The 26,295-nt window shown below is 46.2% G+C and carries 24 protein-coding genes and 1 pseudogene; 14 read left to right on the plus strand and 11 right to left on the minus strand.

The window, feature by feature from the left end:
* Positions 1 to 34: 34 nt before the first annotated feature.
* Positions 35 to 1,225 (minus strand): AGE family epimerase/isomerase, encoded by a 1,191-nt coding sequence (locus tag N5P32_RS11655; protein ID WP_265729230.1) that lies wholly within the window; start codon positions 1,223 to 1,225, stop codon positions 35 to 37.
* A gap of 155 nt (positions 1,226 to 1,380) precedes the next feature.
* Here N5P32_RS11655 and N5P32_RS11660 point away from each other — a divergent pair, with 155 nt between their 5' ends.
* Positions 1,381 to 2,586: an ROK family transcriptional regulator gene (locus N5P32_RS11660; protein WP_265729231.1), complete on the plus strand. Its 1,206-nt coding sequence runs from the start codon at positions 1,381 to 1,383 to the stop codon at positions 2,584 to 2,586.
* Positions 2,583 to 4,085 (plus strand): TyrR/PhhR family helix-turn-helix DNA-binding protein, encoded by a 1,503-nt coding sequence (locus tag N5P32_RS11665; protein ID WP_265729232.1) that lies wholly within the window; start codon positions 2,583 to 2,585, stop codon positions 4,083 to 4,085. The genes N5P32_RS11660 and N5P32_RS11665 overlap by 4 nt, the downstream gene beginning before the upstream one ends.
* A gap of 63 nt (positions 4,086 to 4,148) precedes the next feature.
* On the opposite strand, the gene N5P32_RS11670 is transcribed toward N5P32_RS11665, so the two are convergent.
* The 4 genes from N5P32_RS11670 to N5P32_RS11685 form a co-directional block, all read right to left on the minus strand.
* Complete coding sequence (locus tag N5P32_RS11670; protein ID WP_265729233.1) at positions 4,149 to 4,310, minus strand: hypothetical protein; 162 nt, start codon at positions 4,308 to 4,310, stop codon at positions 4,149 to 4,151.
* Between the two features lie 252 nt (positions 4,311 to 4,562).
* Positions 4,563 to 5,384: an HAD-IIB family hydrolase gene (locus tag N5P32_RS11675; protein WP_265729234.1), complete on the minus strand. Its 822-nt coding sequence runs from the start codon at positions 5,382 to 5,384 to the stop codon at positions 4,563 to 4,565.
* 165 nt (positions 5,385 to 5,549) lie between these two features.
* On the minus strand, positions 5,550 to 5,900 hold the full coding sequence (locus N5P32_RS11680) for a HopJ type III effector protein (protein WP_265729235.1): 351 nt from the start codon (positions 5,898 to 5,900) through the stop codon (positions 5,550 to 5,552).
* 33 nt (positions 5,901 to 5,933) lie between these two features.
* Positions 5,934 to 7,142 carry a Bcr/CflA family multidrug efflux MFS transporter gene (locus N5P32_RS11685; protein ID WP_265729236.1) on the minus strand — a complete coding sequence of 403 codons (1,209 nt, stop codon included), beginning with the start codon at positions 7,140 to 7,142 and terminating at the stop codon, positions 5,934 to 5,936.
* A 280-nt stretch (positions 7,143 to 7,422) separates the two neighbouring features.
* On the opposite strand from N5P32_RS11685, the pseudogene N5P32_RS11690 reads away from it, so the two are divergent.
* Positions 7,423 to 9,278: pseudogene (locus tag N5P32_RS11690) on the plus strand (ABC transporter ATP-binding protein).
* 89 nt (positions 9,279 to 9,367) lie between these two features.
* Positions 9,368 to 9,697 carry a DMT family transporter gene (locus tag N5P32_RS11695; protein WP_265729237.1) on the plus strand — a complete coding sequence of 110 codons (330 nt, stop codon included), beginning with the start codon at positions 9,368 to 9,370 and terminating at the stop codon, positions 9,695 to 9,697.
* Between the two features lie 69 nt (positions 9,698 to 9,766).
* On the opposite strand, the gene N5P32_RS11700 is transcribed toward N5P32_RS11695, so the two are convergent.
* The 3 genes from N5P32_RS11700 to N5P32_RS11710 form a co-directional block, all read right to left on the minus strand.
* Positions 9,767 to 11,524: an alpha-amylase family glycosyl hydrolase gene (locus N5P32_RS11700; protein WP_265729238.1), complete on the minus strand. Its 1,758-nt coding sequence runs from the start codon at positions 11,522 to 11,524 to the stop codon at positions 9,767 to 9,769.
* A 120-nt stretch (positions 11,525 to 11,644) separates the two neighbouring features.
* Positions 11,645 to 12,871 (minus strand): glycosyltransferase family protein, encoded by a 1,227-nt coding sequence (locus N5P32_RS11705; protein ID WP_265729239.1) that lies wholly within the window; start codon positions 12,869 to 12,871, stop codon positions 11,645 to 11,647.
* A 51-nt stretch (positions 12,872 to 12,922) separates the two neighbouring features.
* Positions 12,923 to 13,744, minus strand: coding sequence for an HAD-IIB family hydrolase (locus N5P32_RS11710; RefSeq protein WP_265729240.1), 822 nt, complete (start codon positions 13,742 to 13,744; stop codon positions 12,923 to 12,925).
* Between the two features lie 137 nt (positions 13,745 to 13,881).
* Here N5P32_RS11710 and N5P32_RS11715 point away from each other — a divergent pair, with 137 nt between their 5' ends.
* From N5P32_RS11715 to N5P32_RS11725, 3 genes are all read left to right on the plus strand, one after another.
* Complete coding sequence (locus tag N5P32_RS11715) at positions 13,882 to 14,775, plus strand: DMT family transporter (RefSeq protein ID WP_265729241.1); 894 nt, start codon at positions 13,882 to 13,884, stop codon at positions 14,773 to 14,775.
* 371 nt (positions 14,776 to 15,146) lie between these two features.
* Positions 15,147 to 15,356 (plus strand): hypothetical protein, encoded by a 210-nt coding sequence (locus N5P32_RS11720; RefSeq protein ID WP_265729242.1) that lies wholly within the window; start codon positions 15,147 to 15,149, stop codon positions 15,354 to 15,356.
* Positions 15,357 to 15,418: 62 nt separating this feature from the next.
* Positions 15,419 to 15,823 carry a DUF1801 domain-containing protein gene (locus tag N5P32_RS11725; RefSeq protein WP_265729243.1) on the plus strand — a complete coding sequence of 135 codons (405 nt, stop codon included), beginning with the start codon at positions 15,419 to 15,421 and terminating at the stop codon, positions 15,821 to 15,823.
* A gap of 69 nt (positions 15,824 to 15,892) precedes the next feature.
* Here the strand turns inward: N5P32_RS11725 and N5P32_RS11730 are convergent, their stop codons facing one another.
* Positions 15,893 to 16,330 carry a DUF3010 family protein gene (locus N5P32_RS11730; protein ID WP_110573400.1) on the minus strand — a complete coding sequence of 146 codons (438 nt, stop codon included), beginning with the start codon at positions 16,328 to 16,330 and terminating at the stop codon, positions 15,893 to 15,895.
* Between the two features lie 317 nt (positions 16,331 to 16,647).
* Between N5P32_RS11730 and N5P32_RS11735 the strand changes: the two genes are divergently transcribed.
* Positions 16,648 to 17,880: a pyridoxal-phosphate-dependent aminotransferase family protein gene (locus N5P32_RS11735; RefSeq protein WP_265729244.1), complete on the plus strand. Its 1,233-nt coding sequence runs from the start codon at positions 16,648 to 16,650 to the stop codon at positions 17,878 to 17,880.
* Between the two features lie 18 nt (positions 17,881 to 17,898).
* On the opposite strand, the gene yddG is transcribed toward N5P32_RS11735, so the two are convergent.
* Positions 17,899 to 18,819 carry an aromatic amino acid exporter YddG gene (gene yddG, locus N5P32_RS11740; protein ID WP_265729245.1) on the minus strand — a complete coding sequence of 307 codons (921 nt, stop codon included), beginning with the start codon at positions 18,817 to 18,819 and terminating at the stop codon, positions 17,899 to 17,901.
* 256 nt (positions 18,820 to 19,075) lie between these two features.
* Between yddG and N5P32_RS11745 the strand changes: the two genes are divergently transcribed.
* The 6 genes from N5P32_RS11745 to N5P32_RS11770 all read left to right on the plus strand — a co-directional run bounded on the left by N5P32_RS11745 (position 19,076) and on the right by N5P32_RS11770 (position 25,426).
* A complete protein-coding gene (locus N5P32_RS11745; protein ID WP_265729246.1) occupies positions 19,076 to 20,068 on the plus strand; it encodes a Bug family tripartite tricarboxylate transporter substrate binding protein in 993 nt (330 codons plus the stop codon).
* 95 nt (positions 20,069 to 20,163) lie between these two features.
* Positions 20,164 to 20,604: a tripartite tricarboxylate transporter TctB family protein gene (locus tag N5P32_RS11750; protein WP_265729247.1), complete on the plus strand. Its 441-nt coding sequence runs from the start codon at positions 20,164 to 20,166 to the stop codon at positions 20,602 to 20,604.
* A 1-nt stretch (position 20,605) separates the two neighbouring features.
* On the plus strand, positions 20,606 to 22,126 hold the full coding sequence (locus tag N5P32_RS11755) for a tripartite tricarboxylate transporter permease (RefSeq protein WP_265729248.1): 1,521 nt from the start codon (positions 20,606 to 20,608) through the stop codon (positions 22,124 to 22,126).
* Positions 22,127 to 22,225: 99 nt separating this feature from the next.
* Positions 22,226 to 22,909: a response regulator transcription factor gene (locus N5P32_RS11760; RefSeq protein WP_265729249.1), complete on the plus strand. Its 684-nt coding sequence runs from the start codon at positions 22,226 to 22,228 to the stop codon at positions 22,907 to 22,909.
* Complete coding sequence (locus N5P32_RS11765) at positions 22,872 to 24,365, plus strand: sensor histidine kinase (RefSeq protein ID WP_265729250.1); 1,494 nt, start codon at positions 22,872 to 22,874, stop codon at positions 24,363 to 24,365. Before N5P32_RS11760 ends, N5P32_RS11765 begins: the two co-directional genes overlap by 38 nt.
* Positions 24,362 to 25,426 carry an ABC transporter substrate-binding protein gene (locus N5P32_RS11770; RefSeq protein ID WP_265729251.1) on the plus strand — a complete coding sequence of 355 codons (1,065 nt, stop codon included), beginning with the start codon at positions 24,362 to 24,364 and terminating at the stop codon, positions 25,424 to 25,426. The genes N5P32_RS11765 and N5P32_RS11770 overlap by 4 nt, the downstream gene beginning before the upstream one ends.
* Position 25,427: 1 nt before the next feature.
* Here N5P32_RS11770 and N5P32_RS11775 read toward each other — a convergent pair whose 3' ends face one another.
* Complete coding sequence (locus N5P32_RS11775; protein WP_265729252.1) at positions 25,428 to 26,147, minus strand: AraC family transcriptional regulator; 720 nt, start codon at positions 26,145 to 26,147, stop codon at positions 25,428 to 25,430.
* Positions 26,148 to 26,295: the final 148 nt, after the last annotated feature.

Consider the following 26,295-nt stretch of genomic DNA (forward strand, 5'->3'; position numbering starts at 1 on the left):
TGAATAGAATGATCCCCCTAAGTTAGTGTGGGATTTAGCCGTGTTTGCTTAGCTGCTCGATGACTTCGTAACAGGCGCCCATGGTGTGATAGTCTGTTTTCCCTGCAGGGCTTTTGCAGTCATCATAGGACTGATTATCTTGGGTGAGAATACGAAACCAAGCACCATATCGGTGGTCGATCATGTGCGACCAGCTGTATTCCCAAAGCTGCTGATATTTTTCCCAGTAATGAGGTTGTTTGGTCATCAGTGCAAGCATGGCGGCAGCGGCAAACGATTCAGCCTGTACCCAAAAATATTTGTCACCATCGCATATTTTCCCTTTGGGGTCATAGCCATAGCAAAGCCCACCATGCTGATGGTCCCAAGCTTTTTCCCACGCTTGATCGAATAGGCGTTGCGCTGTTGGAATCAACCAATCCAAAGGCGAGCGTTGATGGATCAACAGAAGGAGTTTAGCCCATTCTGTTTGATGGCCAGGTTGGAAACCCCAAGGCCGAAACAGATGTTTTGGATCGTCTTTGTTGTACTCCCAATCAACTTGCCAATCTAGGGTGTAATGTTCCCATATTTCCCCATTGGCAAGATTGGCTTGGCGAATACAAATGTTGTGTGCGAGCAAAGTTGCGCGTTCAAGAAAGTGTGCTTCTTTCGTGGCATCGTATGCGGCCAGAAGCGCTTCGCAGCTGTGCATGTTGGCATTTTGCCCACGGTAAGGTGAAACGTCTTGCCAATCATTGGCGATCTCGTCTTTGTATAAACCAAAGTCGGCGTCCCAAAAATGCGTTTCCATTGTTTCAAACGTGTCTTTAATCCATGGTTTGGCTTCTTCTATGCCCGCTTTATAGGCCGTAGCGTACGCCAGCATGACGAATGCAAAGCCATAGCAGTGGTTGGTTTCGTCTAGGTTTTGGTCTTTATTCAATAACCAGACATACCCACCATTGTCACGGCGATGACGTTCGCGCAGGTAAGCTAGGCCATGACGTGTAGCATCTAAATACGCTTGGGCGCCGGTTGCTTGGTAGGCTTTGGCGTAGTTGAAAACAAAACGGGTACTACTGACAAGGTGACGAGTATCTGCATCGTAAATGTCACCATTGTCTTTGAAAAACTGATAAAAGCCGCCAGTTGAGTCGATACAACGAGGATGGTAAAAGGCCATGGTCGATTGAATGTGGTCGTTTAGAAACTCGGCGGATTGGAACGCTGGAAATGAAGTCATACTTCGTCCTTTGCTGCGGTCACTGTTGTATAATGTGAGCCTTGTTATTTTTAGAAGATCCCTTGCCATTGGTTGAGCAATGTTGAGAACGTTGTTTCATCTTAATGGGATATATATTATTAAATCAATTAGATTTATTAAAGAGCGATAGTTACATGACGTCATCTGGTAGTACCTCTGAACAAAGTCGTATTTATAACGAAAGGATCATTTTGCATTTGGTTCGACAGCAACCTGACATTTCGCGAGTCAGTATTGCAGAGCAAACCGGCCTAAGTGCGCAGACAATTTCGGTGATTACTTCTTCTTTGTTAGAGCGACAACTTTTGCAGGTCGCAGGCAAAGTAAAAGGGCGGCGAGGCCAGCCCTCGATCAAATTGAGCATTCATAAGCAAGGTGCATACGGGCTGGGTATTAACGTCGATCGAGACCATATTAGCGCCGCTTTATTGGATTTTAGCGGTGCGTGTGTGTTGCTGGTGGAGCGGGCGGTTTCATTTCCAACCGAAGAATTGGCCAAACAAATTGCCACCGATTTGATTGAAGAAGTAAAACTCACCTTAGGAGAGGATTGGAGCCGAGTACAAGGCATCGGTTTGGCCCGCCCTGATTATATGGACTCCTGGTTAGAGACCTTGGTGACAGACTCGAATCAGCGATCGAACCTCGATTATTTAAAAGAGTCACTTTCTTACTGGCGATCCAGCGCTTTCGAAGAGTGGTTGGCGCAGGCCACTGGTCTAACGTGCTTTTGTCAGAATGATGCCGTGGCGGCGGCCACCAGTGAATTGTTGCTATCCCCCGAAATTCCCCCTAGGGAATTCTTTTATTTGTTTGTCAGCACCGCCTGTGGCGGAAGCTCGGTGACTAATGCGGAATGCCATTTTGGTGCGCATGGTAAGGCGGGCAGTTTTGGTTTGATACCAACGGCAACAGGCAAACATGGACAATGGATTCTAGAGGCCTTGTCTTTGTCTTCCTTACGCCGTTTTTTATCTGCTAAACAGCTGGCTTGGCCAGAGACGCAAGCCGCGTGGTATGACGAGCGCTACCATGCCGCCATAAGCGAGTGGTCTGCAGAAGTGGCTGCGGAAGTGGCGCCTGCATTGGTGTCTGTGATTGCCTTACATGACCCTGAAGCGATTCTGGTTGGCGGGCGTTTGCCTGCGGCAGTGCTACCATTGTTTATTCAACATGCTGAACAAATAATACGTTCGCAAAGTATGCTGCCGTTACCGGTAATTCGTCCCGCTCAAACTGGTCATACGGCGGGGGTGTTGGGTGCTGCGGTCTTGCCCTTGTATGAAACCTTTGCCCCACAACAAAACTTGCTACTGTTGAGCTCAAAAGGAAAACCATGAGAGTCGAAATACAATGCGAAGACAGAATCGGGATGGTGCGAGAAGCACTCGATTTGTTTATCCCCCACGGTATTGATATGCGGTTAGTGGAAGTGGATACGAAACGACGTTGTATTTATTGTGGCTTTCCAGATATTCCCTTTTCGAAACTGCAGCAACTGTTGGCCGATTTACGCCGATTAGAAAGTGTAGAAGACGTTAAAATTGTTATGTTTACGCCATCAGAGCGTGAGCACAATGCGCTTTATACTTTGCTTGAAGCCTTGCCTGATGGTGTGATTTCAGTAGATTTAAAGGGCAACATTACGATGGCAACAGAGCTGGCGGCGGAGGATTTGAATGTGTCTGTCACTGAGCTTCTGCATAAGCCGCTTCACCAAGTTATCAAAGGTTTTAACGTCACCAAAGACACATGGGCCAATCCGCGTGAAAGCATGAGTAAGCGGATTCGCATTCGCAACAAAACGCTGTTGCTTGAAATGAAGCCCATTTTTGTTGCGGATGACGATGGCGTGATGAACCCCGCAGGAACGGTGATTTATCTAAAAACCAAGACTCGCTTAGAACGCCAAACAGCCAGTTTAAAACACGCTCCAGATGCAGAATCGCATTTAGAAGCGTACTTTAAACCTGAGGTGATCAAGAGTGATGCAATGAAACACACTTTGGTTCAAGCAAAAGCGTTCGCTGATGTGTCGATGTCCCTTTTGGTTCATGGAGAAGTAGGGACGGGGAAGCGGGATCTTATAGAGGCGTTATTTCAATATTGGTATAAACGTCAAGGCGAACCCGATGCTCGGTTAATTGCACGCAACGCGGGCGATATTACATGTGAAGAAATGGCTGAGTGGGAGCAGCTTTCGGGGTGGTTGGTCATATACGATATAGAACAACTGACGCCGAAGGTGCAAATCGAATTGGCCAAATGGCTAGTGCGTCAACCCTCCATAGGCACGAGTCTCGATTCAAACTTGAGAATAATTAGTGTGTCTTCTTTGGCACGCTCTCAGTTAGCCGATGGCGTGACGCTGAACAAAGATGTGTATTTCGCTTTAGCGACATTGGTTGTCACTGTCCCTGCACTACGTGATCGTCGAGAAGACCTAGAAGGGCTGGTTCAGCAAATCATCCAGACCCATTCAGAACGATACCGTCAGCCAGCGGTCACCGTGTCCAAGTCGGCCTTGATCAAGCTGTCTTTGTATTCTTGGCCGGGAAATCTGAAAGAGTTGCAAAATGTTTGTCTTCAGACGTTACTGACCGTAAAGCACACGGAATGGCATCCACAAGACATACATTTACCAGCATCGGACAACGTGGTGGGTGGGTTATTAACCTTGAAAGACGGATCGTTGGATAAAACGGTCAAAGAATGGGAAGCGGAGCTGTTAAAGCAGTTATACCCACGTTATCCAAGTACACGGCGATTAGCGAAAGCTGTGGGGATGAGCCACAGTGCTATTGCGAATAAGCTGAAAGAATACGGCATCAGTACCTGAAAATTTAGCCAGACGTCATAATAAACAGTCTGGCTAACAGAGATATTTGGAAAAGTGAATTAATTAATAAGGGCGTCTGTGTCGCGGTGTTGGACGTTGTGTTTTCTCGCGCTCAATTTTAATAGGCTGTAACTTTGTCTTTGGTTGAAAGACAGATTGCTGAACATTGGCGACCAAGAAAGCAATTGCTGCGCAAGCAGCGATGAATAGCAAAAATTCAAACATGGCACTTCTCCAAACTAATTATTCTTGTAACAATCATGGTTCATAATGATCGTTGGGTAAAGGCAATTATGTTGTCTTTTGGTTAAGTAGTGTACGAGATGACACTTCAGACCTCGACTAACGCCTTAAATGGCCTTTTCTCAATGGGCTCAAGCCACATCGATCTTCTTATAATGGCGCTCGCTGGGTAAAAATCAACCCTTTCGTTTTCAATCCTTAATGATTGCCTTTTTATGACGCGCCTTGTGCAAATTATAAGTCATATCGTTTTCTAAGGTATCGAGCAACACCATCTTCATCATGATGGCCAATCACGTGTGTTGCAGCGTCTTTAACATGCATCAATGCGTTATCCGTTGCGAATGCTTCATCGGATTGAGAAAACATCGACAGATCATTGTCGCCGTCACCAAACACGATCAACCTTTCGGCACCAATCTCGGCTTTAAGTTCCATCAGTGCAGAACCTTTACAAACATTGCTGTGATGAATGTCTAACCAAAAAGCATCTGGGTTATAAATTCCACCCCCTGAATAGGCGGTTAAATGCTGATGCTTTTGCGTGTCTTGAATGATGTTATCAATAAATTCAGGGTGCCCCATCGCACTGATGTTGGTGATTCTGGCGTGGTGCGATAATTCACTGATTGGGTGCAGGCTCATGTTTTTGTGATTGCCCAATTCATTGGCAATATGATCGCTCAAATGCCCTGTTAACGGGGCGTGATAGACCTTGTGAGAGCCATCCTCATCCAAACAAAAAACAAATGGAGTGATTTGGTTTTCCTCAAAAGACGTGAGCAATTCAGAAATATGGCTTTGAGACAATAAGTTTCTATGACGGTAAAGATTTTGTTGAGGATCCCACCATTCGACGCCGTTTTTGAAGATTTGCCAGTTAGGAAATTGGTGTCCTGCAATGCAAGGCATGGCCGCAAAGTGCGTTCGACCGGTGGCAACCGTATAAAAAATGCCAGCGGATTTCAAACGTTCCAATGTGTCGAGTGTGTAATCAGAAAGTCGTTGATGTCGATTGAGTAACGTGCCATCTAAATCAAATGCTACTAATTCCATAACTGCCTCGCTTATTTGGTGTTCCGCACTATCTCATTTTATGAGAAGGGAATTCAACCTATTTAAGTCTTGAGGTTATGCGTTTGTCAGGTGATATAACCAATGAGGCCATCACAACAATGCGCTGTGATGGCCTTCTTTTTACCTGTCGGCGTTCGCGGAATACTAGGCTTTATGAGCCAGTGCAGGCGTTGCTAACGTAATGCCATCCCAACCATGTTTAATAAACTGACGAATGTTTTGGTGGTCTTCGGCTGTTGGGTTTTCCAATACATCTACACGGTAGAAGTCGCCAAATAACTGTAAGGTTTCGGCTTCGCTCAGTTGATGAATGGACGCAAAAGAGAAAATTTTGCATGAGCCATTGTTTTCATTGATGCCGTTATTTTGGCTACCGTTTGTAAACGCCATTGGTGTGAAGTCGTATTCGCGCTCGATTACATCAATGACTTCCTTGAACTGTACTTGTTCAGGTGAAAGTTTGATTTTTTCAATGAGCGTTTGTGTGCTTAGCATGAGAGCCTCTTATGGTCGATTGAGTGTAAAAATTTATTGTTCTGACAAGGATTCGCTGTAACGAACGGTCAGTTTGAAGCAGATGAAAGCAACAATACCACATGTGGCAATGGTGCCAAGCATTGGGACGAACGTGCCATTATGTAAAACACTGACGACGACACCGCCTAACGCGCCCATGGCAAAGCGGGATGTGCCGGCTAATGCGGTGACACTGCCATTATGATTGCCTGCATTTTTAAGAGCGCCAGCCATAAACCCACTGCCAAGAATTCCCATCGGGCCCATAAATAACATGCTCGAAACGATAATCAGCCACAACGGTGGGTGATTGAAAAACGTCAGGGTGATCATTAACAGGGACGCAAACAATGGGATAAAAATCGCGTATTTAGACAACACTTCCGTGCCAAGCTTCTCAACGTAACGTCCATTGATCGTCGAAGCGAGCATCATAGAAATGACGTTTAACCCCACTAAAAAGCCAAATTTTGCGGGGTCTACGCCATATACTTCGATATAAACAAACGATGAGCCCGTAATAAAGCTCATCATGCCTGCAAAGTAAAATGCCGATGCGACAACGTAGCCCATAACGGCTCGATTCTTCAGCAGCATGATGTAATTTCTGATGGCGTTTAACAACGAAAATGGCGTTCTTTTGTCAGCGGGCAGAGTTTCTGGAATGGTGCGCAAAAATAAGATCATGGCGAGAATGGCCAAAATACCTAAAAATACAAAAATGTAATGCCAATTAAGAATGGTCAAAATCGCCCCCCCAATAATGGGTGCAGCCAACGGCGCGAGTGCCATAACGAGCATGACCATCGACATAGCTTTGGCGAATTGATTGATCGACATGCCATCCTTTACCAGCGCAGGGACACAAACCGCCACGGCGGCACCACCAAATGCTTGAATGGCACGACCAACCAATAACATCTCATAGCTTTGTGTGATGGCACACAGAAAGCTACCAAGCGCAAACACCGTTAAGCCGCCAACAATGACTTTGCGCCGACCAATGGCATCTGAAATCGGGCCAAAGACTATTTGTAATAACGCAAAAACCAGCAAATACATACTGAGTGTCATCTGGACCAAACCGATGTCTGTATTTAGGCTTTTTGAAATAGTAGGGATACTAGGAAGATAGGCGTCAATCGCCAAAGGGGTTAGCCCTGACAACAGACCAAGGACTAAAATAATAGGGAAAGTGAGTTTCATATAATCAGGTTTCAAGTGGGTTAGCCTGCTGTCATTCAGCAGAAATATTTTCATTTTATAAAGGGTGAGCAAATTATAATCGGTTTGCGTGATGTGAGAGAATTTAATTGTGCAAACAGTAAGTAAAGCTCAGGGGCATTGAATTTCAGGGTTGGATCTTTTCTGGTCTTACCTTATAGATCGTGGTTCAATTTCATCCCCTTTTGTCATCAAAATGCTGTTGGCCTAGTCTGGCTTTGTTTTTGGCGTTTTATTTTTCTAGCAAGTCAGCTCGAACGGTTTAATAAGGAACTTCATGTTACGTTTTTTTGAAAAATGGGTGCCTGCCTACCCAGATATCGAAGCCAAACAAGCACCTAATACGCTGTTTGCTTTTTGTCGCTATTATTCAAAAGGGGTTGAATTACCGCTTTTCCTAATGTCATTTCTCACCGCTGCTATCGCCATCTTAGAAGTGACCTTGTTTAGTTTTATGGGGCAGCTGGTTGATTGGTTGATCAATAAAGACCCCGAGACATTTTTTGCGGAAGAAGGCACGCATTTGCTGTGGATGTCGTTGATGATTTTGGTGGCGATGCCATTAGTGACGTTTTTGCATTCCGCGATTATTCATCAGACGCTGTTGGGGAATTACCCCATGCGAATTCGTTGGCTGTCTCATCACTATATTTTGCGGCAGAGCATGTCATTTTTCAGGATGAATTTGCTGGGCGGATTTCCACAAAAGTGATGCAAACATCGCTGGCGGTCCGTGAAACGGTGATGAAACTGCTCGATGTATTGGTGTACATCGGCGTGTACTTTATTTCCATGGTGGTGTTGATCGCAAAAGCCGATTATCGATTGATGATCCCGATGCTCGGCTGGCTGGTATGTTATGTTCTATTGCAGATGTATTTTGTACCTAAACTGAAAAAAGTATCTGCAGAACAAGCGGACGCGCGCTCCACAATGACGGGTCGAGTCGTGGACAGTTACAGCAATATTTCGACGGTGAAACTGTTTTCCCATCATCAGCGCGAAGCCGATTACGCCAAAGACGGCATGGATGGGTTTTTGCAAACGGTGTACAAGCAAATGCGTTTGGTTACCTTACTGAATGTAGGGGTTCAAACGTGCAATTATGTGTTGGCGTTTTCTGTTGCCGCCTTATCTATTTGGTTGTGGACTGGCAGCATTATTAGCGTTGGCGCCATTGCCATTGCTGTCAGTTTGGCCTTGCGGTTAAACGGGATGTCGCAATGGATCATGTGGGAAATCAGTGCCTTGTTTGAGAACATCGGTATGGTGAACGACGGCATGAAAACCTTGTCTCGTCCTATCGAGATTGAAGACAAGTCAGGAGCGAGCTCGTTGAGCGTTCCAAATGGCATGATCGAATACGATTCCGTAAATTTCCATTATGGTAAACAAGACAGCAAGGTCATCGAGAACCTCGTTTTATCCATCAAGGCGGGTGAAAAGGTCGGGCTGGTGGGGCGTTCTGGTGCCGGTAAATCAACGATTGTGAATCTGTTGATGCGTTTCCATGACGTGGAATCGGGTCAAATTCGCATTGATGGGCAAAACATCAGCGAAGTTAAGCAAGATTCATTGCGCGCTCAGATCGGCATGGTGACACAAGACACATCATTGCTGCATCGAACGGTTCGTGAAAACTTGCTTTACGGTCGTCCAGATGCGACGGAAGAAGAGATGATCGCCGCTGCGAAAAAAGCCGAAGCCCATGACTTTATACAAACGTTAACCGACCCCTATGGCAATGTCGGTTACGATGCCATGGTTGGAGAGCGCGGCATCAAACTGTCTGGTGGTCAACGTCAGCGAATTGCCATCGCGCGAGTACTGCTAAAAGACGCGCCTTTGTTGATTCTAGATGAAGCCACGTCGGCGTTAGATTCCGAGGTGGAGGCGGCGATTCAGGAAAGCCTGTACAAATTGATGCAAGGCAAAACCGTCATTGCGATTGCTCATCGTCTGTCCACCATCGCAGCAATGGATCGACTGATTGTATTGGACAAAGGCAATATCGTTGAGCAGGGCAGTCATGATGAATTGATTCAGCATTCCGGTATTTACGCCTCGCTTTGGGCGCATCAAACGGGCGGCTTTTTGGCTGAAGACATTGATCTAGAAAAGACATTGATCTAGAACGACGACTGAAACGAGTGCAGTGAAATAAAAGGTCACCACGAACAGACGAGGGTGATGGCAAATAAGCCACGAATTAGGAGCGTGTTATGACGTATTTTTTATTGTTTTTGGCCATCTTGTCGGAAGTGGTGGCCACCACAGCGTTAAAGGCGTCGGACTCGTTTACTAAATTGGGTCCGAGCATTGTGCTAGTGGTCGGGTATGCCCTGTCGTTTTATTTATTGTCCGTGGTGATGCGCTCTATGCCAACAGGCGTAACCTATGCGATTTGGGCGGGATTGGGCATCGTATTGATCTCTGTGTTTGGCTATTTATTCAACAATGAAAAGCTGGATCTAGCCGCCTGTATTGGTATGTCCTTGATCGTCACAGGTGTTGTGGTCATTAACGTGTTTTCTAAAACCGTCAATCATTAGATTGTTCATGCTATTTGCTATGCCAATAAAAAACGCGACGTTATAGGTCGCGTTTTTTATTGGGGAACATTAGCTACTTTTCACTTTGCCCTTCTTATTCGCCAGCCAAACAAACTGATAAGGCATCAGGGTGACTTTGCCCAAGTGATCTTCATGTACTTGCCCTGAGACCAAGTCTGTCCAGTCGTCTGTGGCGATCAAGTTGAGTTCCGATAAATTGAAGCTTTGTGGTTGATCGGTCATGTTGTACACCGCAAACAGACTCTGCCTTCTGTCCAAACTTTGGCGCCAAAACGCAAACAGATTCTCACCCATGTGCAAGATGTATTGTGTCGCGTTGGGATGGAAGGCCGGTTGCGCACGGCGGATCTTGGTGAGCCTTGTGATATTTTGGAATACTTTTTGGTGATGGGTTGGCGTGTTTAACACATGATCCAAGTCCTCCATGTCCCAAATATGTCGGTTGATAGAACGAAATTGGCCCGTGTTATCGACGCGTTCTAAATCGTTTTCTGTGCCAAACAAACTGTGAATGTAAAACGCAGGTACGCCTTCGAGTGCCATCATAACGCCCGCCGCGCATAGGAAACGGGCAAATTGCCACTGATCTGGACCATGCAGTGCCGACCCTGAAAACGCATTCCATAGGCTGATGTTGATTTCGTAAGGTTTGGCTTCACCTTGCGGTGTGGTGCGTGAACTTATTTTGCCGCCAAAGCGCTTCATGGTATTGATCAGGGTGTCTAGTTCCCATTCAGACAGTAACCCTTCTGTTGGGCGCAAGCCAATGCCATCGTGCGAGGCGAGGAAGTTCAAATATGTGGTGCCCTGCTGAGCAGGAGGCATGCTCATCAGCCATTGTTTTAAATGGCTGCAATTGCCTGTGACTAGACTGTTTATCAGCAACGGAGGCAAAGAAAAATTGTAGATTAAATGCGCTTCGTTGGCGTTACCGAAATAGGTTAGGTTTTCTTGGTTTGGAATATTGGTTTCGGTAATAATGACAGAATCGGGCGCGTAATGTTCGATCATGAGTCGCAGCAAACGGATGATTTCATGGGTCTGCGGCAAGTTAATACAGGTAGTGCCGGGGATTTTCCAAAGGAAGGCAACCGCGTCCAAGCGGAACCAGCGAATGCCTTTTTTTAGGTATAAATGAATAATGCGTAAAAACTCAAGCAGCACTTCTGGCTTTTCAAAATTCAGGTCAATTTGGTCGTGGCTAAAGGTACACCAAACGTGCTTTTCCCCGTTTTTGGTTTGTATTTCACGCAACAATGGCGACGTTCTGGGACGTACCACGGCGCTCAAATCGGCATTCGGATCGGCTTCGTAAAAGAAATTCGCACCGGGGTCGACACCAGCTTTGAAGTTCTCAAACCAAAGGCTACGACTAGAACAGTGGTTAATCACCAAATCGCCCATGACTTTGAAGTCTTGCGATAGATTCACTATGTGTTCCCAACGACCACAGGACGGATTCACCGTGGTGTAATCCATGACACTAAACCCATCGTCCGAACTGTAGGGAAAAAATGGCAATAAATGCACCGCAGAAATGCAGTCTGACAGGGTATTTTTGACAAATTTATGCAAGGTTTCTAGCGGCGCCTCGTCATTTTGTCGCAAGGTGTCGGCGTAGGTAATCAACATAATGTCGGACTGATCCCATAGGTTTCTATGGGGGCGAGGGGATTCCGTCATCGGATCTAATTGAAACGTAGCGAGGCATTTTTCCGCTAGATCTTTGTTGTCTAGGCTTGGGTAAATGACTTGGAGATGAGCAATAAGCCGTTGCTCTAAGTGCGACAAAGGGGCATTTTCCATTTTTACCTACCTATCTTTTTCGTAAGTGGGTGAAAGCAATGTGGCGATGCCTCTGTATGCCTTTCGTTGTAAAGAAAACCAGTAGCAGAGGCATCGCCGATAACACGGATAGTCGTGCTGTTATTTTGGACCAAATTCCGCCATGTCCAATTCAACTGCCTGAGTAAGTTGTGACATAACACCAGGGAAGGCACTGAGCACGCGGTTCCAACTAGGAATAAAAGGGGTTTCCATTGGGTTGTCCAAATAATGGTTGCCCGCTTTCATGATGTTGCTCGCGAACAGTTCCACCGCTTGCTCTTCGGAATGTACGTCTAATTTTAGACCATTAATTTCAGCGTCGTTTTTGTAAGTTTCAATGAAATCCAACGCGACGCGGTAATATGTTGCTTTAATGGTGCGGAACGTTTCCTGATTAAAGATAGTCCCGTTTGTCGCCAGTTTCCGAAAAATGGCTTTGGTAATATCAATCGACATTTTAGACAAACCGCCATCGTCATTGTCTGCAGACAAGTCTTGGTGTTTGTGATCGTAAATATCGGCGATGTCCACTTGGCATAGACGGTTGGTCGAATAGTTGCGGTACATCTCACTTAATACGCCGATCTCCAATCCCCAATCGCTAGGAATGCGCAAGTCGGTCATGACATCGCGGCGGAAGGAAAATTCGCCCGCCAACGGATAGCGGTAGCTGTCCAAGTAATCCAAGTAATCCAAATGACCGAATACTTTTTTCAAAGAGCACAGTAATGGTGTGACTAATAAACGGCTCACACGTCCGTTCATCTTGCCATTGGCGGCGCGCGCGTAAAATCCTTTACAGAATTCGTAGTTGAAATTTGGATTGGCGACAGGGTAAATCAGGCGAGCCAGCAATTCGCGATCGTAAGTCACGATGTCGCAGTCGTGCATGGCGATGGATTCGGCTTTGCCAGCGGCTAAGTTGTAGCCCATGCAAAACCACACATTTCGGCCTTTTCCCGGATCGGACGGGGAAAGGTGTTCGCCTTTTAGAACCCCATCGATTTCTCGTAAACGAGGGCCGTCATTCCACAGTACTTTGACGTTTTGCGGTAACACACTGAAAAATTCCAACGCATGGCGATATTGGTCTTCAGTCGCACGGTCTAAGCCAATGATGATTTCCGATAAATAAGGCACTTTTTTCAAGTGTTCCAAAATATTCGGCATGGCATCGGTTTCGAGTTCCGAATACAAACAGGGCAGAATAAGAGACATTGGACGCGTTTTAGCAAACTCACACAGTTCTTTTTCCATTTCTTCTAACGGGCGGTGTGCCAAATTGTGAAGTGTGGTGATGATACCGTTCTGATGAAAGTCGCCCATAATAATTCTCCTAAATAATCGAATGGTTCGTTTTATTGTTCTTTTCGTGTGTTACAAAATACCTTGTTTAGTGAGCAGTAAATTAATCGCTTGTGCCCAGCCTTCTGGGCCATAACCGTCGCTTAACCAAGCGTCGCTTCGGTTGGGTACTTCTGGTGGCGCATGAACCGGAGAGCGAATGACCACTGGAATGTCTGCTTTGCTCAACATGCCAATGTCATTTTCACCATCGCCCAATGCCATGGTCGTTAACACATCGTCGCTTTGCATGGCATAGACCTCAGCCAGCCACAGCATTGCGTTTGCTTTGTCACAGTGTTGTCCCATCAAATGCGCAAAACGGCCGCCTTTCTGTATTTGTATGTCAAAAGGCGCTAAATATTCGCGAAAGGCATTCAGTGCCGTGTTCGAATCCGTCCACACCATGGGCTCGGTAAACTCACGTTGCATAGACAGCTTGGCGTTTGCTTCGCTTAACCCTGTTATGGACATGAGTTCTTGGTGCGTCATGTCGCTGTATCGTTTAAACGTGTAATGGTCTAATTGGCTGTCGGTCAGTTCGATTAAGCGTTGACGTTTTGGGCCAAATGACTTGCGCCAATAGTCGCCGCAGTCTTCTAATATTTCGTCGACAAACAGCGTGCTGTGTTTTGGGATATACACCGCAGAGCCGTTTTCGACGATAAAAGGATCTTGGTGATGTAACTCTTTTCTAAGGGAAGCAAGCTCGGCAAAGGTCTTGCTGGTATTGATAACGCAAGGAATAGAAACGGTTTTTAGTGACTGTAGAGCGGCTTGCGCAGGCTTGAAACTGTACGTGTGATGGTCAAGCAAGGTGCCATCTAAATCGGTAAAAATTAAAAACGATGTCATGTAGGTTCCTTTTTAGGTTCATCAAAAACCGCAGCTGGACGTTAATATGAGTCTTGCAAATCTGGTGCCAGTGCGTAAAAGTGAGCGTTTATCGAAGAGGTATTGGCCTAAGGTTAACTGGGCTGTTGAACAGAATAATGACAAGTTTGCTACGTTTGTGTGTCTATGTGATGTTTGCGTTATTGGCGTTCGCCGCGAACTCGGTACTGTGTCGTTTGGCGCTGAACGACGGTCTGATCGACCCAGCTCAATTCACCACCTGGCGCTTGCTAAGTGGCGCAGTTACTTTGGTCTTCCTTTGCACATGTCAATTCGTAAAACACCAGCGCAACGATCTAAAAGCAACATGGCGCGAAGGCAGCTGGCTATCGGCGTTTGCGCTCTTTGTGTATGCGCTGGGCTTTTCGTATGCCTATGTCACATTAGAAACTGGCATAGGCGCTTTAATACTGTTTGGCGCTGTCCAGCTGACATTGGTCGTATTGGCGGTGAGGGCAGGTCAACAACTGGTTGGGTTGGAATGGCTAGGGTTGGCCATCGCCTTTGCAGGCTTTGTTTATTTGGTGCTGCCGACCTTATCGTCTCCTTCTTTATTGGGCTTTGTGTTAATGACGCTAGCAGGCATGGCGTGGGGCTTGTACACATGGCGAGGCAAAATCTCGGCCAAGCCTTTGTTTGCGACCACATCTAACTTCGTCCGAACGATTCCGCTGTTACTGATGGCGTTGCTTGTTATTCATTTTTATAACGATGAACCACAAAGCGCACAGCGTGAAGGCATTGCGTTGGCCATCACTTCCGGCGCCATTATGTCTGGGTTAGGTTACGCCATTTGGTACGCTGTCTTGCCTTATCTTAGTGCTTCTATGGCGGCGGTTTTACAACTCTTGGTTCCCATCATCGCCACCGTTGGAGGCGTTATTTTTGCCAATGAATCCATCACTTTACACCTTGTCATAGCCACGTTAAGTGTTCTGGGTGGCGTATTGCTTGTCATAATCGCAAGAAAACGAACCCCTAAAAATGCCTAGTTTTGGTGCGTTTTTCTCTTGATGCGCCATCGTTGATAGGCTTGTTGAGTAAAATTTGGTCGTTTTTCGTGTGATAATGTGTTTATTCCCTTCTCTTATGTCTTTCAAGGGGAGGGCGAGGGAGGGGGTATTACTTCGGCTCTTCGGGCCTTTTACTTCGGCCTTTGCTGCAGAGGTGAGCAAACCAAACACCACCGCTCGACACTGTCGTTTGACCTCGCTCTTGGTGTTTGCCTTGTTCTCATTAACCTTATAAATCATTGATTCGAAGAGTTTTAATGTCGCGAATTTAACCCGGCAACGTAATATTTAGTGAGGCATAAATACATTGCCTTGAACACAGGTCAGATCATAAGACCTGAGGGAATCGCTTGTCTTGCGGATCAAATCGCGCTACAAAAGAAAATTTTGAATCTTATAGATCAAATGCAGGGAAAGTTATGGGAGAGATTTTCTTAGAGATGCTACAGCCTTTATGGGAACGTTATCCTGAGCTTAGGCCAAAAGAAATGGATGGAATCTACGAGGTAAATCCTCAAATACACGAACCACATTTTTATAAGCCAGATGAAAATACATAACAAGCACATGAAAAATCGCTTTAATTTTCATCTGACCCCAATATTTCGACCCCAATATTTCAATGACTAAGGTAGTCACAGACCGTTTCGCTGAGTATCCAGAAAACGTTCGTATTCGTTTAGAAGAATTGCGAGGTTTGGTCTTTCTCGTCGCTTCGGATTTGGCGTTGGGCGAGGTGGAAGAATCTTTAAAATGGGGCGAGCCTAGTTACAGTGTGGCGACAGGTAGTCCGATTAGGATGGATTGGAAGCTGAAATCCCCTGATGATTACAGCCTTTTCTTCCATTGCCAAACCAAGTTGGTCGATACGTTCCGTGAATTGTATGGCGAAGTGTTGGATTTTCAGGGAAACAGGGCCATCGTTTTGTCGTTGTCCAAGCCATTGCCCGAAGCGGCTGTAAGGCACTGTATCGAGTTGGCGTTAACCTATCAACAGCGAAAAAATTTGCCCTTGCTGGGCTGTTAAACAAAACGATAAAGCACAAAAAACGGACGCTTTACTGGCGTCCGTTTTTTTATTGCGAGATCTATCTATTTACGCTTCAGGAATGTGTTCTGACAGTGCAGCGTACGCCACGGTGAAGGCGCCTTCTTGGAATGCACGCAAGCCTGTTGCTTTGAAGGGAATTGGCATTGGGTTGTGTTGCAAGATGTCTTTTACTTTGGCGCCGCTGAATAAATCCACTTCTACGGTATTTATCAATTGGATCGCCGCTTCTATTTTAAAGCCAACTGCGCCGCCAGCGAATTTGCCTTTGGTTGGACGTTCACGAATGACCGCTCGTTTCACTTTGTAATCTTCAAACAGTTTTTTCAGCATGAATTGAAATTTGCGTACGCTTTCGCTGTCGTTTGGGTTGTTGAGGGTGTGTCGAGTTTGGCGACAGTCGGCGATTTGAAACAGTCCGTCTTGTTTGGACAGTAGGCAAAGAATGACTTCGCTGCCTTTAATTTCGATACCACAAGTAATCATAGGGTGATCCTGAATAGGGAATTTCGCGCATTATCGCACAGTTGTCGGTGATCTCGCACAGTTAACCTGCTTCTTACGAAGTAAAAAATACTGCCGCTGGAAAAGGATACCATTCAGATCTAAGGCGAAATGAAGCGCTTGTGGTTTATTACACTCTTTTCATTTTACTGCCTCTTATTATTGATAAGGATATTGTACTATTCCAAAATAATATTTTGTTAAAATGCAAAACACGACATTTTCTACTGTAAAAGTGAAAAATTAGGCTTTTTATCGTGAAGGTGTTTTTTTAAATTCTGACCAATAGGCTGTATAAAATGACTGCTTCATCGCCAATGGGCATTCCTCGACCCCAGGTGAAATCTTTAGACGAAATTCTTCCTCACGAACCTTTGTTAATGATGGGTGCAGGCCCTGTTCCTATTCCTGAGCGTGTGGCCAAGGCCAATTCGGTGGTGATCAACCACCTTGGTGATGTCATGGCGCAAGTAATCGGGCAAGTCAAAACGATGGCGCGTTACGTGTTTCAAACCGAGTCTAAATGGGTGTTGGGTGTGGCGGGGCCGGCGTCAGCTGCGATGGAAATGGCGGTTGCCAATTTGTTGCAACCGGGCGAGCGTATTTTATGCATTAACAATGGTTTTTTTAGTCATCGTATGGCGGAAATGGCGACACGTATTGGTGCGGATGTTCATGAGTTTCATGTTGGGGTTCATGAAGCCGCGGACCCAGAACGTGTTCGTAAAGCCATCGAAGAGACTCGTCCAAAAGTGCTCACCTTAGTGCAAGGCGAAACGTCTAATACGGTGTTTAATCATTCATTGGAAGAAATCACCAAGATTGCTAAGTCTTATGGCTGTTTAGTGGTGGTGGATGCGGTTTGTACGCTAAGTACCATGCCGCTGAAAATGGACGCGTGGCAAGTGGACGTGGTGATCACGGGCGGACAAAAAGGCTTGTCGTCTATTCCCGGTGTGTCTTTGTTGGTGTTTTCTAATGAGGCGTGGGCAGCGGTAAAAAATCGCACTAAGCCAACCGCTCAGTGGTGTTTTGATGCTCAGTTGGCTGAAAATTTTTGGCACAACGATGGCTACCATTACACCGCGCCTGTGTCTGGCATTATGGCGTTGCATGAAGCGCTGAAATTGGTCTGTGACGAGACATTGGAGAACCGTTTTGCTCGCCATTTGCGTTGTTCTAAGGCGTTGCAATCGGGTATTGAGGGCATGGGGTTGGAGTTGTTTATTCCGCCAGCCTCTCGTTTGAATTCTGTGGTGGGGATTAACATTCCGGAAGGTCTAACCGCTGGGCAGATTTGTCGTCATATTTCTGAGATGTATCGTGTTGAGATTGCGGGTTCATTTGGTCAGCCTATCGTGCGTATCGGCCAAATGGGGGAGCAATGCCGCGAGCATAACTTGTTCCGTACTTTGCACGCGCTGGGCAGCACGATGCGCGATTTGGGCGTAAAAGTGGATCAGCCTAATGGCATGGCGGAAATGGAAGCGTACTTGCAGAAGATTCCGCGTACGCTTTATCAAGTGGCTTAGTGTTTCAATATAGGTGATCTATCCAATACCCTTGGTTTCAACAGCCAAGGGTATTTTTTTGTTTGGCATTAAGCTGGCAAATAGGGCGCCTGCGGTAATTAACAGACAAGCAATGATTTGCCCTGTGGTAAGTTGCGCGTCGGTAAACAGCCCAAGCCAAGCAGTCGATAGGGCGGGGGCGGTGTAAGACAGCACGCCGAGTAAGGACAAATTGCCTTTTTTCACGCCAAAGTCCCAACAAAAAAACGCAATGCCCACAGGGCCAAATCCCAGTCCTAATATGGCAATCCATGTGCTGGCTGGAAATTGCCAGTTTGGTGGCTCGATGGCAAGGTGCGATAAGCCAGCAAGCAGGGTGGTGATTAGGCAATACCAGAGAACCGCACTGGATGGCACTGTCTGAAAGCGTCGGTTGGCCACCGAGTAACTCGACCAGATCAATGCGCAGGCAAACGCCGCTGCGTAACCTGTCCAGTTATACGCTGAATTTAACGCAACGTCGGTTATTTTTCCTTTAGATTGCAGCATGACGCCGGTGCCTATAAAGGCGATGACGGCTCCCACTAAATGCGTCCACGATAAATGATTTCCCTTCGTCATGCCTGCCATGAGCACAATGAGCAGCGGCCATAGATACGCGATTAGTCCCGCTTCTACCGGTGGCGCATGCTGAAACGCATAAAAATAACAAAAATGATAAAAAAAGAAGCCCAGTCCACCCATCGCCATGGCGCGTTTGGGCGTTTTTTGCCATGAAGTGCGCAGTTCCCCTTTGAATAAATAGACAATAAAAAACAACAGCGTCGCAACACCAAAGGTTAAGGTGAGCAGCAGCATTGGCGGGACTAAGTTCGCTTGGGTGGTGAAAAGCGCCAACGCGCTCCAGAGCAAAATAGCGATGCTGCCAATCAATGTGGCTTGTGGATTTTGTGCACTCATGTTGTTGTTTCCTAAAAGCTGTTCTAGTCTGATTGAGTGGCAGATTAACGGTTTTTTGTCGTTTAGGCATTGTTAAAAATGCGCGAATTAATTTGTCAAAAATGAGTTTTTTACTGCAAATAAGTAAAAAATATTGACCTCTGACAGGGTAGTGACAGGTTTGAGGGGTAAGGTTTAACGACTCAGGTTGATTGGAATGTCTATTTTCAACACTTGATTCGCTAACAACAAAAAAAATAACAAGCAGGAGATAACCATGCTTAATACCATTTCTTTGAAGTCTGTTCTTGTTTCTGGTGCGGTAGCACTTTCTATTGCTGGACAGGCTTACGCCTTCGAACCAGCTCGCAGTGGTGAATGTATTGCCCCAGCGAACCCAGGTGGTGGATGGGACTTTACATGCCGTAGCGTAGGTAAAGTATTGGTCGATGAAGGTTACTTCAAAGGTAACGTACAGACTGTCAACATGACGGGTGCTGGTGGTGGTGTTGCTTTCGCTCACACAATCAGTAAACGCGACAAAGACGAAAACCTGATTGTTGCCGCTAGTACAGCAACAACAACTCGCCTTGCTCAAGGCCAATTCCCTGGTATGAATGCTGACCAAGTTAAATGGGTTGGTACATTGGGCGCAGACTACGGCATCATCGCGGTAGGCAAAGATTCTAAATACACTTCTCTTACTCAAGTTATCGATGCGTTGAAAAAAGACCCAGGCGCGGTGAAATTCGCTGGTGGTAGTGCTTCAGGCGGTTGGGATCACTTGAAAGTATTGATGACGGCACAAAAAGCAAACGTCGAAAACCTACCTAAAGTTCGTTACCTAGCATTCAGCGGTGGTTCTGAAGCTTTGGTTCAAGTGGTTGGTGGTCACGTAGATGCGTTTACTGGTGATATCTCTGAAGTAAAAGGCTTCATGGATTCTGGTGATTTGCGCGTGCTAGCGGTACTTTCTGAAGAGCGTCTACCAGCGCCTTTCGATTCTATCCCAACAGCAATGGAGCAGGGCATTGATTCTGTTGCGCCAAACTGGCGTGGATTTTACGTACCAGGAAATGCGAGCAAAGATTCGTACGATTGGTGGGTAAAAACAATGAACGAGCTTTACACTACGAAAGAATGGAAAGACATCATGACGAAAAACGGTTTGATGCCATTCCACAAATCTGGTGCTGAATTTACTCAATTCGTAAAAAATCAAACGCTAGACATCAAAATCTTGTCTCAGGACATCGGTCTAATTAAATAACCTCAGACCGCTATTTGGAGGGGCATTTGTTATGACAAATCGTTCCCTCCTGTTTTACCTATTCACCCCTTAATTAACTTACATGGAGCAGAAACATGCGTATAAACGATCGTGTGTTTGGCATGCTGATGCTGATTCTTGCCGTCGCGTACGGATGGGAAGCAACACAGTTCCCTATTCCTTTTGGTGGACACGAAAGTGTTGGACCAGAAACGTTTCCTATCATGCTGTCTATCATTTTAGGTATTAGTTCAATTTATATGATAGTTCGCCCTGACCCTGATGAGAAATGGGCACCGACCGCAATGTTAATTGAGTTGAGTGTTGTGGTGCTTTCTATGTTGGCCTTTGCCTGGGCAATTGAGCCTATCGGATTTATGCCTGCGGCGGCGCTGGTGGTGAGTTTCCTCAGCTGGCGTATGGGAGCAAGTATGACAAAGAGTATTATCACGGGTGTGACAAGCTCTGTTGTTATCTTCTTCCTTTTCAATAATGTGCTTGAACTAGCACTGCCTCTAGGTCTGTTGGAGTTTTAATATGGATACTATGAGCTTATTAATGCAAGGCTTTGCGGTGGCGTTAACGCCGGAAAGTATTATGTTTGCGGTTGTTGGTGCCATATTAGGTACATTAATTGGTGCATTGCCGGGTCTTGGCCCTGCAAACGGTGTTGCGATTCTTATTCCATTGGCATTCAGTTTGGGCTTGTCTCCAACATCCTCTTTGATTTTGCTAACGTCTGTTTACGCGGGCGCCATGTACGGCGGTCGTATTTCGTCAATCCTGTTAAACATTCCAGGTGACGAGCCGGCTATGATGACTTGTTTAGACGGTTATCCTATGGCATTAAAAGGCAAAGCAGCAGAAGCCTTGGCTATTTCTGCGATTGCGTCTTTTATTGGTAGTTTTATTGCGACTATCGGTTTGGTGATTCTAGCGCCAATTTTAGCGAAGTTCGCTTTGCGATTTGGCCCTTCTGAATACTTTGCTCTGTTTGCACTTGCGTTTGCCACTTTGGGCGGTATTACGGGTAAGAATCAATTCAAAACCTTGATGGCGGCGGCAATTGGTCTGATGATCGCGACAGTGGGGATCGACATTTCTACGGGCGTTCAGCGTTTCACTTTTAATACGCTTGAGTTGTTTGAAGGTGTGGACTTCATTATTGCGATCGTGGGTTTGTTTGCGATCAGTGAGTTGTTGTTCTTCCTAGAGCGTCACGCGGGTGATGGTTTGAAGCAAGTTGCCATCAACAAGCTACAACTGTCTGCCAAAGACATTATTAAAGTGTTACCAGCGTCTGTGCGTGGTGCAGTACTGGGTTTTGTTGCTGGTGTTCTTCCTGGTGCGGGTGCGTCTTTGGGTAGCTTTATTAGTTACACATTAGAAAAGCGCGTTTCCGATAAAGGTGAATTTGGTAAAGGTGACCCTCGTGGTGTCGCGGCTCCTGAAGCGGGTAACAACGGTGCGGCGTCTGGTGCGCTTGTACCTATGTTGACATTGGGTGTGCCTGGCAGTGGTACGACAGCGGTGTTGTTGGCGATGTTGATTTCTTTGAACATCTCTCCGGGCCCTATGTTGTTCCAGCAAAACGCGGATCTTGTTTGGGGTGTGATCGCTGCGATGTTCGTGGGTAACTTAGTGTTGCTTCTGTTGAACATTCCAATGGTTGGCATCTTCGTTAAGCTGTTGAGCATTCCACCTAAATACCTAATGCCGATCGTGACTCTGATCGCGTCTGTGGGCATCTACTCTGTTAGCCACAGTGCGTTGGATTTGTATTTCATGGTTGGTTTTGGTGTGGCGGGTTACATCTTCCGTAAAGTGGATATTCCTCTTGTGCCTATTATCTTGGGTATGTTGCTTGGGCCAGAAATGGAGAAGAGCCTTCGTCATGCATTGGTGCTTTCTGATGGTGATTGGAGTGTGCTTTTCAATAGTGGTTTGAGTATTGGCCTATGGATGGTAGCGATTCTTGGTTTGGTTTTACCTATCGTTGTTGGCCCAATTGTTCGCGCCAAAATGAAGAGATCAAAAGAGTCTGTTAAAGACGCTTAAGCCCTGTAATACTAAAGGCATTGTGATAACAAAATTCGAGTGACTCACGTTGCTCGAATTTTGTTGTTTTTATAATAAAAAAGACGATGGCTAACGGTTATGCGAATTCTGGTGGTAGAAGATACACAAGTGCTGGGTCAGGCAATTTGCGAGCGACTAACCAGCCTTGGGCACGGTGTTGATCTGATTGGCGATGGCAAGCGCGCTGACGAACTGCTGAAATATCAGTCGGTGGATTTAATACTGTTGGATCTGAATTTGCCCGGTTTGTCTGGGCTGCAGTTGCTGCAAAAACTGCGACAACGCGATGATGATACGCCTGTGTTGATCTTAACCGCACGAGACCAAATAGAAGACCGCATTCGTTTATTGGACGAAGGTGCGGACGACTATCTGACCAAACCCTTTGATTTTGGTGAGTTAGAAGCCCGTTGTCGGGCATTGCTGCGTCGTAAGCAGGGTTATGCCGCCAACACTACGGAACACGGGAACATTCTAGTGAATCGTGATAGTCGTCAGGTGTTTATTGACGGTGAGTTAACCGCGATTACTAACCGTGAATTTCGCTTGCTTGAAATTTTTCTTGGCCATTTAGGGCGTGTGTTAAGCAAGGATGAAATCACCGATCATTTATTTAATTTTAATGAAACGCCGGGGCCAAATGCCATTGAGTTGTACGTAGGGCGCTTAAGGAAAAAAATGGTCAAAGGCGATTTGGCAATAAATACCTTAAGAGGAATTGGTTATGTGGCAGAAATCACTAAATCACCAAAACCTCAGTAAAGAAGAGGAAGAAAACGCTTTAAAAAAAGCCCCATCGCTGCGTTTTCGTTTTATTTTAGCGGGGGTGTTGGTCATCGGTATTATCGCTGGATTAGCGATTAACTTGATTTTTGACTACAGCCAAAAGCTGGCGGATTTATCATACGATCGTTTGCTGCGCAGCGCCTTGCTGCAAATGGATGAAAACGTCGGTTTAATGCGCAATGAAGTGAGTATTGATATTCCTTGGTCGGCGTTTGCTACCTTGGCGCAGGCCGATGAAGATCGGGTTTTTTATAAGGTCGAAAGCCTTGAGCAAGGCTTCATCACAGGCTATCAAGATCTAAACAGCGAGCCACCGCAACCTCCTAAGATCGATCAAATTCAATTTTATAATCAAGAATACTCTGGCGAGATGGTGCGTTTTGCTTGGATTCAGCGTCATTTAACCGACCCAGAAACCGCGCAAACCGTGCGTATTGTGCTGGGGCAAACTCGATTGTCCCGTGAAGAAATGGCAGCGGCCGTCACGCAAAAAGCCGTTGAGGTGGTGGTGTTTATTGCCTTGGTGGCGATCACTCTTATTATAATTGGCAGTCATCTTGTGTTGAGACCATTGCACCGTATTGAACGCGCTTTGGAAGAGCGGGCGATGGGCGACCTTACTCCTATTGTGATCAACACGCCGAAAGAAACGCATCACCTGAAGGTGGCCATTAACCACTTTATGGCGCGTCTCCAGACGAACTTAGAGCAGTTGGAAAATTACACCGCTGATGCCGCACATCAGTTGCGTACGCCATTGGCGAGCCTAAAAGCGTTGGCAGAAAACGCTCGGGATATCACGTCTTTCGGGGATCATTCGGTGGATGGAACGGCCTCCGAGCGACAGCGTCAGGCGTTAGATAACATTGTGCGACAGTGCGATGCTTTGAGCCAGACGGTGACCTTGCTGTTGAACCAAGCGGTGGTGTCGCATCGTTTACAAACGCACCGATTAGAGCCGATGGATTTGCTGATTCCAATCGCAGCGTCTTGTCGCGAACAGGCGGTAACGGCTTTGCATCAAGGTGTGCATTTGTCACTGGATTGCGACCTGAAAGAGACGTTGATTTTAGGCGACAGTTTTTCGATTCAGCAGATGATGCAAAACCTCATTGAAAATGCGGTGCGATACAGTGGTTCAAACGCGCAAAAAGCGACGGAAGTGATTGTGCAGGTGAATGCGTTTGAACGTTTCTATCGCATTAAGGTGATTGATTATGGTGACGGCATTCCTGATGACGAAAAAGAGCGTGTGTTCGAACGTTTTTATCGAGGCCGTTATGATATTGCTGGCAGTGGTGTGGGGCTGGCGATGGTAAAAGACATTGTGGATCACCATTCTGCGCGCCTCCAAATACTGGACACCGAGCCTAAGGGCACGACGTTTCAGGTGGATTTTGCCAAGTTTCGATTTGATGAGGGGGTCTTATGAAGCCGGTGTCTATTTGGGTGATGTTTCTGCTGATTCCGTTTATGTCAAAGGCATGGGCAACGGATCCTGTTTGGTTTGGCGATAGCAATGCGCCGAGGGTGTTGTATATCAATTCGGCGATGGATTTAGCGTCGTTTGAACCTATCTTGAGAGCGTTCGTTGTGCAGCATCCGACGATTAAAGTGGCGTATCGAGATGTGAATACGCTGGAATTGTATTACCTCACGATCAAAGAGCAGCAAAAGCCTGAGGCGAGTTTGGTGATCAGCAGTGCGATGGATTTGCATCTTAAATTGGTCAATGACGGCTATGCGCAAAGTTATCAGTCGAGTTTTACGGATCGCTTACCGGATAACTTTAAATGGCGAAATCAGCTGTTTGCCTTTTCCCTTGAGCCTATTGTGATGTTGGTGAATAAAAAGGCGTTCCCCGGCGATTTACCGGAAGACCGTCAATCTTTATTGCAAACCATTCGTCAAAATGAAAAAACCATGACCAAGCGAATCGGTACGTATGATATTCGACAAAGTGGCGTGGGGTATTTGTTAGCCAGTCAAGACGCTCGCCAAGCAGATGTAACATGGGGGCGTTTATTGGAAGCTTTTGGCAGTCACGATGTGCAAACCTATTGCTGTACGCACGACATTATTGACGATGTCGCGTCGGGTAAATTGGTCTTGGGTTACAACTTGTTGGGCTCCTATGCCTCGCAAAGGGCGCAGGAAGACGATCGGTTAAAAATGATCTTGCCTAAGGATTACACGCTGATGTTGATGCGCGCAGCGTTGATCCCGAAAGGGGCGCCTAATTCAGAAGATGCAGGTGTTTTTTTGGATTTTTTGTTATCGGATAACGCACAAAAAATGATGCAGACGCAAGGCTTATTGTTTCCCATTTGGCCAGATTCGAGTTCTCCAAATGATCCCTATGTAGTGAATGCTCCGGGCCCAACTGGTGTGATTGAATTGGATCAGCAGTTGTTGGTGGGGCGTGATTATGCCAAGCAAAAACGCTTTATTCGTAACTGGGAAATGGCATTAGAAATCAGTGAGGACGATTAATTTATCGAGCTTCGCTGCGATAACGTCCAGGGGTGATGTTGTAGTGCTTAGTAAACAGTCTGACTAGGGCGCTGGCGTCGCTGATGCCGACTTTATGAGCAATGTCTTCTAGGCTTTTGTTGCTGGAATCTAACCACATCTTGGCCTCGGTTAGTCTTCGTTGCAGTAAATATTGTTTTGGCGTCATACCAAGGTGACGTTTGAACAGTACCGTGAGCTGGCTGCTGCTTAGGTGTATGTCGTTGGCTAATTCGTCTAGGCTCCAGCTGTGTTGGAAATGGTGGTCTAAACGGTGTTTTGCTTTGGCCAATCGAGTGTCGGCTTTGACAATGTTTGATTGTGGAATGGGCAGTAAATGTTCCAATAAATTCAACGCTTGGCGAGTGGTAATGTGGTCGCTCTTGCTTGCTGCTAAGCTGGACAAAAATGGCAAATAGGCTTGAGTTTGTGGGGACAGCTCGACGAAATTGTGTTCGCTTTCAATGGTTTCGTCCCAGAGTGGGAGCGAGTTCAGAACTAAACAATGGTTGTCTTGTCGTGCCAAATGGGTGTGTGATTGGCTGGCGGATATCATGCAAGCTTGTCCAAATTGTACTGTCTGTTGGCGGTGCTCAACGTCGAGTACGAGCTGCCCAGACAGAGGCAATACAATCTGAGTGTGACCGTGCGAATGCGCCTTGGCGGTATTTTTGTAAGAAATAACCTCGATGAGTTCGCGCATTTATTTCATTCCTTGTTGTCTATCTTTACTCTTACGAGCACTGGATAACAGAAAATATAGTGATTCGGCTCGTGCTTTGCTGTTTCATGGAGTAAGTTACCTTAAACAATGCGCGATTACAGACATGGTACTGCTTAATCGAATAAAA

It is taken from the genome of Marinomonas pontica (assembly GCF_026191375.1).
In the GTDB taxonomy this organism is placed as follows: domain Bacteria; phylum Pseudomonadota; class Gammaproteobacteria; order Pseudomonadales; family Marinomonadaceae; genus Marinomonas; species Marinomonas pontica.

Excerpts from the sequence above, each read along its gene's own strand:
- N5P32_RS11655 (WP_265729230.1), bottom strand. The coding sequence starts at position 1,225 with ATGACTTCATTTCCAGCGTTCCAATCCGCCGAGTTTCTAAACGACCAC.
- N5P32_RS11660 (WP_265729231.1), top strand. The coding sequence starts at position 1,381 with ATGACGTCATCTGGTAGTACCTCTGAACAAAGTCGTATTTATAACGAA.
- N5P32_RS11665 (WP_265729232.1), top strand. The coding sequence starts at position 2,583 with ATGAGAGTCGAAATACAATGCGAAGACAGAATCGGGATGGTGCGAGAA.
- N5P32_RS11670 (WP_265729233.1), bottom strand. The coding sequence starts at position 4,310 with ATGTTTGAATTTTTGCTATTCATCGCTGCTTGCGCAGCAATTGCTTTC.
- N5P32_RS11675 (WP_265729234.1), bottom strand. The coding sequence starts at position 5,384 with ATGGAATTAGTAGCATTTGATTTAGATGGCACGTTACTCAATCGACAT.
- N5P32_RS11680 (WP_265729235.1), bottom strand. The coding sequence starts at position 5,900 with ATGCTAAGCACACAAACGCTCATTGAAAAAATCAAACTTTCACCTGAA.
- N5P32_RS11695 (WP_265729237.1), top strand. The coding sequence starts at position 9,368 with ATGACGTATTTTTTATTGTTTTTGGCCATCTTGTCGGAAGTGGTGGCC.
- N5P32_RS11700 (WP_265729238.1), bottom strand. The coding sequence starts at position 11,524 with ATGGAAAATGCCCCTTTGTCGCACTTAGAGCAACGGCTTATTGCTCAT.
- N5P32_RS11705 (WP_265729239.1), bottom strand. The coding sequence starts at position 12,871 with ATGGGCGACTTTCATCAGAACGGTATCATCACCACACTTCACAATTTG.
- N5P32_RS11710 (WP_265729240.1), bottom strand. The coding sequence starts at position 13,744 with ATGACATCGTTTTTAATTTTTACCGATTTAGATGGCACCTTGCTTGAC.
- N5P32_RS11715 (WP_265729241.1), top strand. The coding sequence starts at position 13,882 with ATGACAAGTTTGCTACGTTTGTGTGTCTATGTGATGTTTGCGTTATTG.
- N5P32_RS11725 (WP_265729243.1), top strand. The coding sequence starts at position 15,419 with ATGACTAAGGTAGTCACAGACCGTTTCGCTGAGTATCCAGAAAACGTT.
- N5P32_RS11730 (WP_110573400.1), bottom strand. The coding sequence starts at position 16,330 with ATGATTACTTGTGGTATCGAAATTAAAGGCAGCGAAGTCATTCTTTGC.
- N5P32_RS11735 (WP_265729244.1), top strand. The coding sequence starts at position 16,648 with ATGACTGCTTCATCGCCAATGGGCATTCCTCGACCCCAGGTGAAATCT.
- yddG (WP_265729245.1), bottom strand. The coding sequence starts at position 18,819 with ATGAGTGCACAAAATCCACAAGCCACATTGATTGGCAGCATCGCTATT.
- N5P32_RS11745 (WP_265729246.1), top strand. The coding sequence starts at position 19,076 with ATGCTTAATACCATTTCTTTGAAGTCTGTTCTTGTTTCTGGTGCGGTA.
- N5P32_RS11750 (WP_265729247.1), top strand. The coding sequence starts at position 20,164 with ATGCGTATAAACGATCGTGTGTTTGGCATGCTGATGCTGATTCTTGCC.
- N5P32_RS11755 (WP_265729248.1), top strand. The coding sequence starts at position 20,606 with ATGGATACTATGAGCTTATTAATGCAAGGCTTTGCGGTGGCGTTAACG.
- N5P32_RS11760 (WP_265729249.1), top strand. The coding sequence starts at position 22,226 with ATGCGAATTCTGGTGGTAGAAGATACACAAGTGCTGGGTCAGGCAATT.
- N5P32_RS11765 (WP_265729250.1), top strand. The coding sequence starts at position 22,872 with ATGTGGCAGAAATCACTAAATCACCAAAACCTCAGTAAAGAAGAGGAA.
- N5P32_RS11770 (WP_265729251.1), top strand. The coding sequence starts at position 24,362 with ATGAAGCCGGTGTCTATTTGGGTGATGTTTCTGCTGATTCCGTTTATG.
- N5P32_RS11775 (WP_265729252.1), bottom strand. The coding sequence starts at position 26,147 with ATGCGCGAACTCATCGAGGTTATTTCTTACAAAAATACCGCCAAGGCG.